Origin of the sequence: Euzebya sp. (assembly GCF_964222135.1) — a bacterium.
Taxonomy (GTDB): domain Bacteria; phylum Actinomycetota; class Nitriliruptoria; order Euzebyales; family Euzebyaceae; genus Euzebya.
Window position 1 is genome coordinate 1 of the sequence record NZ_CAXQBR010000038.1, and the last position, 12,718, is coordinate 12,718.

Annotated in this window: 12 protein-coding genes; 5 read left to right on the forward strand and 7 right to left on the reverse strand. The window is 73.1% G+C overall.

Annotation, left to right across the window (positions count from 1 at the left end):
• Window positions 1-936: MCP four helix bundle domain-containing protein (locus tag ACEQ2X_RS08975; protein ID WP_370325465.1), on the reverse strand; the 936-nt coding region annotated here is incomplete at its 3' end.
• A gap of 218 nt (window positions 937-1,154) precedes the next feature.
• On the opposite strand from ACEQ2X_RS08975, the gene ACEQ2X_RS08980 reads away from it, so the two are divergent.
• The gene (locus ACEQ2X_RS08980) at window positions 1,155-2,420 is read left to right on the forward strand and encodes a PP2C family protein-serine/threonine phosphatase (protein ID WP_370325466.1); all 1,266 of its coding nucleotides are present in this window, start codon (window positions 1,155-1,157) and stop codon (window positions 2,418-2,420) included.
• 3 nt (window positions 2,421-2,423) lie between these two features.
• On the opposite strand, the gene ACEQ2X_RS08985 is transcribed toward ACEQ2X_RS08980, so the two are convergent.
• Complete coding sequence (locus tag ACEQ2X_RS08985; RefSeq protein WP_370325467.1) at window positions 2,424-3,668, reverse strand: serine hydrolase domain-containing protein; 1,245 nt, start codon at window positions 3,666-3,668, stop codon at window positions 2,424-2,426.
• Window positions 3,669-3,772: 104 nt separating this feature from the next.
• On the opposite strand from ACEQ2X_RS08985, the gene ACEQ2X_RS08990 reads away from it, so the two are divergent.
• Window positions 3,773-4,582, forward strand: coding sequence for a 2-oxo acid dehydrogenase subunit E2 (locus tag ACEQ2X_RS08990; RefSeq protein WP_370325468.1), 810 nt, complete (start codon window positions 3,773-3,775; stop codon window positions 4,580-4,582).
• Between the two features lie 7 nt (window positions 4,583-4,589).
• Here ACEQ2X_RS08990 and ACEQ2X_RS08995 read toward each other — a convergent pair whose 3' ends face one another.
• From ACEQ2X_RS08995 to ACEQ2X_RS09005, 3 genes are read right to left on the reverse strand one after another with little or no spacing between them, the layout of a single operon-like run.
• Window positions 4,590-5,360, reverse strand: a complete 771-nt coding sequence (locus ACEQ2X_RS08995; protein ID WP_370325553.1) for a histidine phosphatase family protein — start codon at window positions 5,358-5,360, stop codon at window positions 4,590-4,592.
• Entirely contained in the window at window positions 5,252-5,713 is a 462-nt protein-coding gene (locus ACEQ2X_RS09000) for an SRPBCC family protein (protein WP_370325469.1), read from the reverse strand. Before ACEQ2X_RS09000 ends, ACEQ2X_RS08995 begins: the two co-directional genes overlap by 109 nt.
• A gap of 45 nt (window positions 5,714-5,758) precedes the next feature.
• The gene (locus tag ACEQ2X_RS09005; RefSeq protein WP_370325470.1) at window positions 5,759-6,325 is read right to left on the reverse strand and encodes a biotin transporter BioY; all 567 of its coding nucleotides are present in this window, start codon (window positions 6,323-6,325) and stop codon (window positions 5,759-5,761) included.
• A 149-nt stretch (window positions 6,326-6,474) separates the two neighbouring features.
• Between ACEQ2X_RS09005 and ACEQ2X_RS09010 the strand changes: the two genes are divergently transcribed.
• A complete protein-coding gene (locus ACEQ2X_RS09010; RefSeq protein WP_370325471.1) occupies window positions 6,475-6,687 on the forward strand; it encodes a hypothetical protein in 213 nt (70 codons plus the stop codon).
• A 221-nt stretch (window positions 6,688-6,908) separates the two neighbouring features.
• On the opposite strand, the gene ACEQ2X_RS09015 is transcribed toward ACEQ2X_RS09010, so the two are convergent.
• Together ACEQ2X_RS09015 and ACEQ2X_RS09020 are read right to left on the reverse strand one after the other, a co-directional pair.
• Window positions 6,909-8,399: a 4-hydroxyphenylacetate 3-hydroxylase family protein gene (locus ACEQ2X_RS09015; protein WP_370325472.1), complete on the reverse strand. Its 1,491-nt coding sequence runs from the start codon at window positions 8,397-8,399 to the stop codon at window positions 6,909-6,911.
• A gap of 101 nt (window positions 8,400-8,500) precedes the next feature.
• On the reverse strand, window positions 8,501-10,753 hold the full coding sequence (locus ACEQ2X_RS09020) for a putative bifunctional diguanylate cyclase/phosphodiesterase (RefSeq protein WP_370325473.1): 2,253 nt from the start codon (window positions 10,751-10,753) through the stop codon (window positions 8,501-8,503).
• 108 nt (window positions 10,754-10,861) lie between these two features.
• Between ACEQ2X_RS09020 and ACEQ2X_RS09025 the strand changes: the two genes are divergently transcribed.
• Together ACEQ2X_RS09025 and tpx are read left to right on the forward strand one after the other, a co-directional pair.
• Window positions 10,862-11,992 (forward strand): Lrp/AsnC family transcriptional regulator, encoded by a 1,131-nt coding sequence (locus tag ACEQ2X_RS09025; RefSeq protein ID WP_370325474.1) that lies wholly within the window; start codon window positions 10,862-10,864, stop codon window positions 11,990-11,992.
• Between the two features lie 80 nt (window positions 11,993-12,072).
• Window positions 12,073-12,570 (forward strand): thiol peroxidase, encoded by a 498-nt coding sequence (gene tpx / locus ACEQ2X_RS09030; protein ID WP_370325475.1) that lies wholly within the window; start codon window positions 12,073-12,075, stop codon window positions 12,568-12,570.
• Window positions 12,571-12,718 lie beyond the last annotated feature (148 nt).

Below are 12,718 nucleotides of genomic sequence, written 5' to 3' on the forward strand. Positions count from 1 at the left end.
GATCTCCACCGACGAGGCCGACAGCTTGGCGACGGTCGCCGAGGTCTGGTCGGCCACGTCGACCGCGCGGGAGGCGACGGTGGACGCGGTGGTGGTGTTCTGGGCGATCTCGCGGACGCTGGCGCCCATCTCCTCCACCGCAGCCGACACCGTCTGCACGCTCGCGGACACCTGCTCAGCGGCCGCGGCGGCCACGTTGGCCTGCGCGGAGGTCTCCTCAGCCGAGCTCGACAGCTGCGCGGACACCGCGGCCAGGGAGTCGACGTTGGTCGACACGCCCGTCGCCGAGCCCTGCACCTTGCGGGTCACCGTCCGCGCCACCGACCACGCCAGCGCGAGCCCGCCGGCGACCACCACGAGGGCGACGACGATCGAGATCGTCCGGCTGCGCGTCGCCTGGGCATCGGCGGTCTCGAAGGACTCTGTGGCGATGGCGGCCTGGAGGTCGAGGACCTCGCCGATGGCGTCGTCGGCGGTCTGGTAGGTCGCGGCGTACCCGTCCGTGGCGAGCACCCCGTCGGCGGCGGCCTGTTGCTCGTCACCCGCCTCCAGCACGCTGGTCCACAGCGGCGAGAGGTACCGCCACGACTCCTCCACCGTCGCGAACGTCGCCTCCTCCTCGGCGTCGTGCAGACCCTCACCCAGCTCGGGGAGGGCCACGTCGATGTCGCCGATCGCGTCCGTGATCTCCGCGTCGTTGGCCTGGCGGGCCTCGGCGGTGACGTCGGTCTCGGCCGCGCGCCGCGTGAAGATGTTCAACCGCGCGAGGTCGCTGCGGATCTCCCCCGCGAGACGGGTGGGGTCGTAGGCGTCGGTGTACAACGACTCCATGTTCTGCGTCACCGACGAGGTGGCGGAGATCTGGAACACCGTCAGCGCGCCGAAGGCGACCAGCACGACGGCGAACGCGGACAGCAGCTGCTTCTTCAGGGTCATCGACGTCAACATCTTCGGCTCCGGCTCGTGGGTGTGGGCCCCCGGTCCCGCACTCGATCGGCGTCCCCCAGGATCAGCTGAGGGTCTGGTCACGGTCTGCACGCCCGCGCTGCGAAGATCCTCCTCCTGGGTCAGGTGGCGCGTGCCCCGCGGCGTACGCATACCTGTTCCCGGGTGGAGGCGTGAGCCGGCGGCGACGCCGTACCCTGGGACGCCGCATGCCTGAGACCGCCCAGTCCCCGGTGTCGGACCGGCGCCGCCTGGCGGCGGTCCACGCCACCCACCTGCTCGACACCGCGCCCGAGGAGGCCTTCGACCGCCTGACCCGCCTCGCGGCCAGGGTGCTCGGCGCATCCGCTGCGTTCATCACCTTGGTCGACGAGACGCGGTCGTTCTGGAAGAGCCGGACCGGCGTCGACGGCGATGCGACGGAGAACCCGTTGGCGGACTCGTTCTGCCAGTACGTGATCGCGAGCGGCGCCCCCCTGATCACCGGGGACGCCGCCACCGACCCGATCACCCGCGACAACCCGTCGATCGCCTCGATGGGCATCGCGGCCTGGGCCGGCATGCCGGTGCACAGCCCCGACGGGCAGGTGCTCGGCACCTTCTGCGTGGTCGACCAGCGCGTGCGCGAGTGGACGTCCGACGACCTCGAGGTCCTGTCCGCGCTGGCCGAGGCGGCGACCGGCGAGATCGCCCTGCGCGACGCACTCGACCGGGCGTCGCTGTTCGCCCGCACGCTGCAGCAGAGCCTGCTGCCCCCCGCGGTGCCGGAGGTGGAGGGGCTCGACGTCGCCGCCGCACACCGGCCCGCGCGCGACGGGTTCGGTGTCCTCGGCGACTTCTACGACGTCTTCGAGACCGTGCCGAACCGCTGGTTCGTCACCCTCGGCGGCGTCTGCGGCCACGGGCCGACGGCAGCGGAGACCGCGGTGTCCGCCCGCTGGACCATCCGCGCCGCCGCCGCGCGGACCCACCACCCATCATCGGTCCTCGAGTCCCTCAACCGGCAGATGGCCCGCCGGCCCGAGGACGAGGCACCGCACCTGACCGCCGTGCTGCTGTCCCTCGACGCGACGGCTCGGGCCGACGACCCGACCGCACCACTCGAGGTGGCGCTGACCACCGCGGGGCACCCGCCGCCGGTGATCCGGCGGGCGGACGGCGCGCTCGAGCAGCTGTACCCCGCCGGCCGGCCCCTCGGCATGTTCGACGACGCCGCCCTGACCGTGGAGACCCTCACCCTCCGACCGGGCGACGCCCTGGTGCTCGTCACCGACGGCGCGACCGAGGCACGCGACGCAGAGGGACGGCTGATGGGGGAGGAGGGGGTCGTCGCCGCCGTCTTCGCCGACGCCCGCCATCCCGACGAGACCGCCGCGGAGCTGACCGACCGGGTCATCGCGGCCACCCGCGCCCACCAGGACGGTCCGCTGGTGGACGACGTGGCGGTCGTCGTGCTGCGGGTGCCGCCCGCCTGACCGTCAGCGGTCGGGGTGCTGGGGACGCTCGGCCAGGCAGTCGACGTACAGGGCATCCCGCAGGGCGAGCTCCCGCGGGTCGTCCCACAGGTGGAAGCCCGAGCGGTTCGGCGCGTAGCAGAACCCGATGCCGACGTCCGGGTCGGCGAAGCCGAACGAGCCGCCCGCACCGGGCGTGCCGAAGGCCGCGTCCGCGGCGGTGCCGAAGCGGAAGCGGGGGAACGGCTTGATGTAGCCGAGGCTGAACGTGGTCTCGACCTTCAGGATCTCGTCCTCGAGCCCCTCCGCGGGTGGGGTGGCGGGATCGCGGAGGGCGGACAGGGTCGCCTCGTCGAGGCCGAGGCACTGGTCGCCGGTCGCGAACTCCCCGTACGCCCGGGCGACGTCGCGGACCCGTCCGGTGCCGTTCGCGGCGGGGATCTCGGCGCGGAGGATGTCGATGCGGTTGTAGCTGGCGAGCTCCGCCAGCACCGCCGGGTTCGCGAAGGACCGTGCGGTCGCGCTGCGCGGGTTGAGGAACGCGGCCACGAACCGCCAGGGCAGCTCGTGGACGTGCAGGACCATCTCCGCCGGCTTGTAGCCGTGGATGAACGCGAGCCGGCCCACATCGACGTCGTCGGGCAGGCCGATGTGGACGTCGAGGTCCAGAGGGCGGGCGATCTCCTCGGCGAAGAACCGGCCGAGGGACCGGCCGTCGGGGTCCACGCGTCGGATCAGCTCGCCCTCGTACCAGCCGAGGGTGATGCCGTGGTACCCGTGGCGGGTCCCCGGCTGCCAGGCGGGGGCCTGGGCCGCGATGACGGCGGCCATGCGGTCGAGGTCGAGCAGGTCGTCCACGTCGAGGGGGCTGTCGATGACGGCGAGGCCCGCCTGGTGGCTGAGGAGCTGGCGCACGGTCACCGCGTCCTTGCCCGCCGCGGCGAACTCCGGCCAGTACCGGGCCACGGGGGCGTCGTAGTCGACCAGCCCGCGGGCGTGGGCCAGCGCGACGGCCATCGACGCGACGCCCTTGGTCGTCGAGAACATCGTGACGAGGGTGTCCTCGGCCCACGGCAGCCGGCGGTGGCCGTCGCGGTAGCCGCCCCACAGGTCGACGACGACCTCGCCGTCGCGGACGACCGCGCACGCGGCCCCCACCTCACCGCGGTCGCGGACGTTGCGGCGGAACGCGTCGGCCACCGGGCCGTAGCCCTCGGCCACGTCGCCCTGCACCTCGAGCTCGGTCGGCACGTCGATCGAGAACACCACAGCGGCTCCCTCCTGCTGGCTGACCGGCGGAGTCTACGGACGCCGGTCCCGAGATGGCGTCTCAGGCCCCCTCGGCAGGGGGGTGCATGGGGTTGAATGCCGGGATGGCCGTGAGACTCAGCGGGTGGCGGAAGATCTCCGCGGCGACGTGGCGCGCGCCGAGCGACCCGCAGATGTACGGCGATGTGGAGCTCGACGCCCGCCCGCTGCTGGCCTACGTCGAGGCCGCCCGGGCGGACGGGCACCCGGTGACGGTCACCCACCTGGTCGGCAAGGCCGTCGCCCACGCCCTGGCGCGGAACCCGGACCTGAACGGGCGGATCCGCCTCGGGCGGTTCGTGCGGCGGCCGACCGTCGACATCTTCTTCATCGCCTCGACGGCGGACGGCGACGAGCTCTCGGGCGTGAAGGTCGCCCGGACCGACGAGAAGGCCGTGACGGCGATCGCCGACGAGGTCGCGGGCCGCGCGGCTCGGCTCCGCAGCGGTGAGGAGGACGACCTCGGTCAGGCCAAGGGCCTGCTCGACCGGTTGCCCACCCGGGTGCTGCGGTGGCTGATGGGGCTGCTCGCGGTCCTGTCGATCGACCTCGACCTCGACCTGCCGGCCGTGGGCGTCCGCCGCCAGACCTTCGGGAGCGCGCTCGTGTCGAGCGTCGGCATGTTCGGCATCGGCCACGCCTACGCGCCGCTGTCGCCGTTCTACCGGGTCCCGTTCCTGGTGCTGGTGGGGGAGGTGGCCGACCGAGCGGTCGTCGAGGACGGGGTGGTGGTGGCCCGGCCGATGCTGACGGTGTCGGCCACGATGGACCACCGCTACCTCGACGGGTTCCACGCCGCCCGGCTGGCCCGCGACCTGCGGGCCTACTGCGCCGACCCGGCGGCGTTCGAGCCGCCGCTGGCCGCTCAGCGGTAGGGCGCGCTCAGCGGTAGGTGCGGAGGTGCGCGGCGTCGCCGGTCAGGTGGGCGTGGTCGTTGAAGGTCAGCAGGTGCGTGCCCGACCGGCCCACGATCAGGGTGGTCAGGCCGGCGTTCACGACGACCCTGTTGAGGGCGACCACACCGTCGGCGCCGAGGCCGAGGAGGTGTGCGACGATCGCGGCGATCACCCCGCCGGAGGTGCTGACGACCGCGTCACGACCCGACCCGAGGTCGTCTGCGAGCTCGGCGAGCGCCGCGGTGGCACCAGCCGAGAAGTCCCGCCAGCCACCCGCGGCGTCGGCGGTCACCCAGGCCCCGAGCGACTCGTCGAGCACGGCCTGGAACCGCGTCGGATCACCCATCACCGCGGGGTCGTCACCCACCTCGGCGGCGACCATGCCGACGTGGTCGTACTCGTCGAACCGGCTGTCGGTGCGCGGCTCGCCGGACAGGCGCATCGCCGTCATCGCGATCGCGGCGGTCTCGCGCTGGCGTGACAGCGACCCGCTGGCGATCAGCGGGTCGCGGAGGCCCCGGCGGGCCAGCTCGGCACCGGCGACGGCCGCCTGCTCCCGCCCGAGGTCGCTGAGGGCGTCGTAGTCCGCCGCCCCGAAGGAGGCCTGGCCGTGGCGGAGCAGGGTGATCGTGCCGATGATCGCCCTCGCTACACGTGGGTCTCGCGGTGGGCGCCGGTCTCGGCGTCGCGGCTCTCGATGAAGGCCTTGAACCGCTCGAGGTCGCCCTTGACGCGGCGCTCGGTCACGTTCGTCCAGTCGGCGACCTTCTCGGCGAAGGACTCCGGCTGCCAGGCCATGTTCACGGTGACCTCGGTCTGCTGCGGCCCGGCGGCTGCGAACGTCACCTTGCCGGCGTGCGCGACGTCACCCCCGGTCGCGCGCCACATGATGATCTCGTCCGGGATCTGCTCGGAGATCTCGGTCTCGAAGCTCTTGGAGACCAGCCCGATCTCGGTGGTCCAGCGCAGGTGGGTGTCGTCGAGCTGCTCGACGCGCTCCACACCCTCCATGAACTCCGGGAACTCCTCGAACTGCGTCCACTGGTTGTAGACGGTCCGCACGGGGCGGTCGACGGTCACGGTCTCGGTGAACTGCTTGTGTGCGTCCATGCCGAGGCCCTACCCGGAACGCCCCGTGGTGATCGGGCCCGGCGATCAGCGCTCGATGCGGCGGGTGAGGATCGGCAGGGCGGCGACGGCGAGCGCGATCTTGACCGCGTCACCGATCAGGAAGGGGTAGAGGCCGCCGCTCAGGGCCGCGTCGAACCCGATGAGGGTCGTGAGGTAGCCCACCCCGCCGAGGTAGATGGTGAGGTTCCCCAGCACCATGCCTGCCGCGACGGTCGCCGGGTTCCGCTGCCAGCCCCGCTGCGCCAGGACGCCGGTCAGGGCGGCGGCGGCCACGAACCCGAACAGGTAGCCCGCAGTCGGACCGGCGAGTGCGCCGGGACCCGGCGGGACGGTGAACACTGGCAGGCCGGCGACGCCCTCGATCAGGTAGAGCACGACGGTGCTGGCGGCCAGGGTGGGGCCGAACGCGAAGCCGAGGGCCAGCACGACCAGCGTCTGGGCCGTGATGGGCACCGGCCACATCGGCACCGCGATGTGCGCGGACACGGCGAGCGCGGCGCTCCCGGCCACCGCCAGCACCACCTGGCGGGGGATCGACGCGGTCCAGGCCGGACGCGCGGCGGGGACGAGGGGCAGGCTGGTCGTGGACACCGGGGCTCCTTCGGGACGCGGGAGATCGATGCGCATCATCCCCGTCCGACCCGCCGCCGCACAAATGCCGTCACCCGATTGGGCCCGGGACGGCCGGGGCTGTTAGGTTAGGGGGCCCTAACGCACCGACGGACGCGCAGAAGGACGTCATGCACGAGAACCCGCTCGGAACCGCACGGTCGGCCACCACCACGCTCGACCTCGAGTCCTGCATGGCCTGCGGCCACCTGACCGAGGTCACGGGCTGCTTCCAGCTGCCGGGCCTAGACGGCCCCGAGCGGTACCTCCGCACCCGCTGCATGCTCGGCCACACCTTCGTCGGCCCCGAGTTCGCCCTGCGCGCGGAGTCCCGCGCCAGCTGACCGGCCTGGGGACGTGATCCCCTCCCAGTGGGTGCGGTTCCCGCTCGCGGCGGCGGGCGGTGCACCCGCTGCGAGGCGCGGCGACTGCGTGGGTGCGGTTCCCGCTCGCACCGGCGGGCGGTGCACCCACTGCGAGGTGCGGCGACTGCGTGGGTGCGGTTCCCGCTCGCAGCGGCGGGCGGTGCACCCACCTGGTGGTCAAGCGACCGACCCCAAGCGACCTACTCCGACGCCGAGGGGATCCCTGCCAGGTCCCGGGCGTACGCGCGCTTGGCGTCGCGGTCCATCGCGCGGGCGATCTCGATGCGCTGGGCCTGGGGCGACCCGGCGCCGTGCAGCGACTCGGTCAGGTAGCCCACGGCGTTGCGGCCGATCGTCATGTTCTCGATCAGCCGCATGATCCGCAGCCGGTCCTCGGTCGGGACGTCCGCCCGTCCGGCGAGCAGGCGCTCGACCAGCGGGCCGATCTCCTCCGACCGCAGGTCGGACTCCGACGGCATGGTCACCATCAGCCCGCCGGCGATGTCCTGGGCCAGCCGGGCGATCTCGTAGGGGAACCTGGTCACGTTGTGCTTGGCGACGTTCGACAGCATCGCGTCGTTGATCACCGCGCCGCTCGGGAGGGTCTCCGCCTCGCCCGCCCCGGCCAGACCCGCCGCCCAGATCGTCTCGTTCAGGTGGGTCATCTCCACCAGCTTGTCGGCGATGTGGCTGGCACCGGGGACCCCGTTGGCGTCCGCGACCTCCGCCGCCGCGCCGATCAGCACGTCACCCAGTCCGGTCTTGCACATGTAGCTGGACCGGTGGTACCGCGTGAAGCGCTGCACCAACGTCCGGACGGTGTCGACCTCGCCGTCGAGGAACACGTGCTCGTTCGGGATGAACACGTCGTCGAAGTGGACCAGCACCTCCTGCCCGCCGAAGCGCGCGTTGCCCTGGTCCATCGTCCCCGGTTCGAGCGCACGGGTGTCCGAGGCCTGCCGGCCGTAGACGAACGTGATCCCCGGGGCGGTGACCGGGACCGCGCCGATGATCGCGAAGTCGCGGTCCTCCGGCGTCAGGTGCTGGGTCGGCATCAGCACGATCCAGTGGCTGTTCCAGCCACCGGTCATGTGGGCCTTCGCCCCGCGGACCCAGACCCCGTCCTCGCTGCGCCGGACGACCCGGAGGAACACGTCGGGGTCCGCCTGCTCGTGCGGCCGCTTCGACCGGTCGCCCTTGGGGTCGGTCATGCCGCCGGCCAGGACCAGGTTGTGGCGCTGCAGCCGGGTCAGGAAGTCGAGGAACCGGCGGTGGTAGCCCGTCCCCTCCGCCTCGTCGACGTCATAGGTGACCGAGTGCAGCGTCGCCACGGCGTCCATGCCGACGCAGCGCTGGAAGCACGTGCCCGTCCGCTGGCCGAGGGCGCGCTGCATGCGGTGCTTGGCGACCAGCTCCTCCGGTGACGCCGTCACGTGCAGGAAGCGGTTGACGGGCGCGTCGATCAGGGGGGAGTGGACGGTCGCCAGCTCCGGGTGCTCCACCGCCAGGTCGTAGGTGGCCCGCATCGCGTTGATCGACGGGAGGATGATCGGGTGGTCGGCGGGCTCGTCGACCCGCTCACCCATCAGGAACAGCCGGGTCCCCCGCCCCCGCAGGCTGTCGACGTAGTCCTGCCCGGTCTTGATGGTGGGCATCTCGGCCCACAGCTGCTCGGCCGTCGACGTCGTCATGGGGTCCCTCCAGCGGTCGCGTCCCCCGAGGGTAGTCACCGCGCGACCGCGCGGGGGAGGGTGAGCCGGCGTCTCAGCGGCCTCCACCCACGACGACCGGCTCACCCCAGGACGACCGGCTCCTCGGCCACGGCCGCCTGCCTCGCCTCCAGCCACTCGAGCAGCGCCGGGACGGCGAGGGCCGCGGTGTACGCCCAGCCCTGCACGAGCGCGCAGCCCATGGCGTGGAGGCGGTCGGCCTGGTCGCGGGTCTCCACGCCCTCGGCCACGACGGGCAGTCCGAGGTCGTGGGCGATCCGCAGGATCCCGCCGACGACCACACCGCGCTCGTCGCTCGACAGGAACGACCGGTCGAGCTTCAGCTGGTCCAGCGCGAAGGTGGCCAGGTAGGACAGCGACGAGTACCCCGTCCCGAAGTCGTCGAGGCTGACCTTGACGCCCATCGCGCGGAGGGCGTCGAGGGTCTCCGCCGCGGTCCCGTCGTCGAGCAGCACCCCCTCGGTCACCTCGATGGTGAGGGCACCCGCGTCCAGGCCGTGGGTCGCCAGCGCGTCCGCGACGTCCTGGGTGAACGTGGCCGTCACGAGCTGGGACGCTGAGGTGTTCACGGCCACGCTCGGCACGTCGTGACCCGCGGCGCGGACGCGGGTGAGGGCCGCGCACGCCTCGAACAGGATGTGGCGTCCGAGGGGGACGATCAGGCCCGTCTCCTCAGCCAGGTCGATGACCTCGTCGGGGGCGACACGCCCCATGTCGGGGTGGGTCCAGCGCAGGAGCGCCTCCACCCCGGCCACCCGCTGGTCGGCCAGCGCCACGATCGGCTGCAGGTGCACCTCGACGGAGCCGTCGACCAGGGCCTGGCGGAGCTCGCGCTCGAGCTGGAGCCGTCGCAGGGCCTGGTGGTGCATCGCCTCGTCGAACCACCGGGTGGTGCCGCCGCCGACGGCCTTGGCGCGGTACATCGCGACGTCGGCGTCGCGCAGCAACGAGTCGGGGCTCGCCCGACCGGGTCGACCGACGGTGATCCCGATGCTGGTCGACACCGACAGGCGGTGGTGGCGGGCGCCGATGGGTCGCTCGAGGGAGGCGTGCAGCCGCTGCGCCAGCGCCTCGGCCTGTTCCGCAGGACCGCGGAGCGCGAACGCGAACTCGTCCCCGCCGACCCGTGCCGACAGCACCTCGGGACCGATGAGCTGCTGCCAGCGGCGGGCGACCTGGCGGATGAGCGCGTCCCCGATGCCGTATCCCAGCCCGTCGTTCACGACCTTCAGGCGGTCGAGGTCGCAGAACAGCAGGCACACCTCGTCGTCGTCGCCCGCGGTGCCCGGCGCGAGCCACCCCTCCAGCCGGTCGGCGAGCCACCCGCGGTTCGCGAGCCCGGTCAGGCTGTCGGTCCGGGCGATCAGGGCCAGCGCCTCGCGGTCGCGGCGCACCTCGTCGACGACGCGGGTCAGCCGGCGGATGGTCAGGACGATCCGCGCGCACAGGAGGCTGCCCGCCAGGGCGATCAGCACCCGGCTGACGTCGACGGCGTCCTCGGGGTGGCCGACCATGCCGACGTACCCGGCGAAGACCCCGACCGGGGAGGTCATGGGGATCCACCAGGCGGCGTCGCGGCGGCCGTGGCCCGCGCCCACGGCCAGCCCAGCCCGGCCGACGCGCACCAACGCGATGGCGATCAGCAGGGAGCCGAGCAGCAGCAGCGCCGTCGTCAGGCGGTCGGCGTCCCGGCCGGCACCCAGGTGGAGGGCCGTGGCCACCAGGTGGGACCCGAGTCCCGCCGCCACCACCGCGCGGTCGGCTCCGACGCCCCGTGCGCGGGCGCCGACCAGGATCATCGCGACCACACCGGCGGCGAGGAGGACCACGAGGACGAGGGCGGCGCTGACGATCCCGCCGCTCGCGGTGCGCGGGAGGCCGTGCCACGCGGTCACGTAGGTCACGGAGGTCGCGATCAGGCCGACGTCCATCCAGTCCTCGGGCTCCGCCCGGTGCAGCGCCATGGCGGGGACCAGCCCGAACCCGACGCCGACGGCCCCGGCGAGGACCGCGGTCAGGACCACCACGTCGGTGTCGCCGACGGCCAGCACGTCGTAGGCGAGCGCCAGCGCCGCCGCGGACATGCCGACTCCGAAGACCGGCCACCGCGGGGGCTGGACGGCCCGCCGCCGACCGGCCGCGGTGGCGACCAGCCCCACGACGCCTGCGGCGGTGGCCAGGAGGACGACGACCGCACGGTGGAGGGGCTCGGGCAGCGCCGTCGTCGCGAGGGCCACCGCGACCGCCACGGCCACGGCTGCCCACAGGCCCGCGGTCGACCACAGACCCGCGGCAGGCCGCAGCGCGGCGCCCACCGGCGTCCGCCCGTCCGTTCCGCCGTGGAGACCCATCGACGTCCGATCGGCAGTGCCGGCTGGGACTTGACGGGTCGGATCCTGCACCCCTCCCTACACTCGGCCGCCATGGACGCCCCCACGATCCCCGCGACCGTCGACGATCCCGTCAACGCCCAGATCCTCCGCGTCTCGGAGGACCGGATCCAGGGGTTCCACCGCCAGCCCCTCCGCCGGATCGCCGAGGAGTCCGGCGTCGACGTCGACACCGTCGTGGAGCGCATCGCGGCGATGCTGCGGGCCGGCACGATCCGCCGGGTCCGCCAGACGCTGATGACGACGAGCCTGGCCCCCGGCGCGCTGGTCGCCTGGACGGTGCCGTCGGAGCGGCTGAAGGACGCCTTCGAGCACATGTTCGCCGAGGACCCCTTCAGCGGGCACGTCGTGCTGCGCACGACGGACCGCGAGACCCCCGGCAGCCAGTACAAGCTGTGGACCACCCTCAAGGTCCCGCGGCCCTACGACATGGACGCCCACTGCCGGCTCCTCATGGACCGCACCGGCGCGACCGGCTACCGGCTGCTGCCGGCGAAGAAGCTGTTCGCCCTCGGCGTCGGCCACGTCCGCCGGCGCGACGTCGAGCCGGGGGACAAGACCCCCGAGCCGGGGCGGGTGCTCGACACGACGATCATCGACCTGACCGAGCGGGAGTGGCGGGTCCTGATGGCGATGAAGCGGGAGTTCGAACCAGAGGAGCTGCAACCCGACCTGTGGGTGCCGCGCGCCGCGGAGGCGGGCGAGACCGTGGAGGACTTCTGCGCGATCGCCGAGGACCTGAACGCCAAGCGGGTCATCGGCCGGTTCTCGACGTTCCTCGAGCACGTCAAGGCACACCGCGACGGCACGCGCGTCACCCGCTACAACGCGCTGTTCCACTGGCGGGTGCCGGAGGGGGAGGAGATGCGCGCCGGCCGCGAGGTCGGGCGCTTCCACTGCATGACCCACGCCTACTGGCGCGAGGGCGGCCCGGAGTTCGCCGACGTGAACATCATGGGCGTGTCCCACGGCACCGACAAGGATCGGGTCCTCGCGCACAAGGCCGCGATCGACGAGCACCTCGAGTCCATCGGCATCCCCGTCACCTACACCAACGTGTTCTGGGGCGGCCGCAGCGAGATCAAGCCGAGCGAGATCAGCCCGATCCGCTACCGCGAGTGGTGCCTCGAGCAGGGCGTCGACCCCGCGACGATGGTGGCCTGACCCCCGACCGGGGCACCATGGGCGCCGCCCGACCCCGGCAGGGTGCCGGGGCACCCACGACGAAGAGGACATCACCGGACATGGCTGAGATCACGATGGGCGGCAACCCCGTCCACACCGAGGGCGACCTGCCCGCCGTCGGCGAGAAGGCCCCCGCCTTCACCCTGACCCGGAGCGACATGACGACGGTCACGAGCGACGACCTGGCGGGCCAGCGGCTGGTCCTCAACATCTTCCCGAGCGTCGACACCGGCGTCTGCGCGGCCAGCGTCCGCGAGTTCAACAGCCGCGCCGCGGACCTCGAGGGGACGACGGTGCTGTGCATCTCCGCCGACCTGCCCTTCGCCCAGGCGCGCTTCTGCGGCGGCGAGGACCTCAACGACGTCGTCATGGGCTCGGTCTTCCGCAACCCCGAGGTCCTGAGCGACTACGGCGTCCGGCTCGCGGACGGCAAGTTCGCCGGCCTCGCCGCCCGCGCCGTCGTGGTCGTCGACGCCGAGGGGACGGTGGTGCACTCCCAGCTCGTGCCCGAGATCGGCACCGAACCGGACTACGACGCCGCCCTCGCCACGCTCTGACCCGCGTCGCGATCCCGCGGGGCCACCTGGCCGACCTGTCCACCCCGACGGCTGGGGCAGGACGCCCGGCGTCGGGCATACTGTCCGGACCGGGTCAGGTGGTTGTGGGGAAGCGATCATCAGACTCGTCCGCGGAGCCCGCCCACGT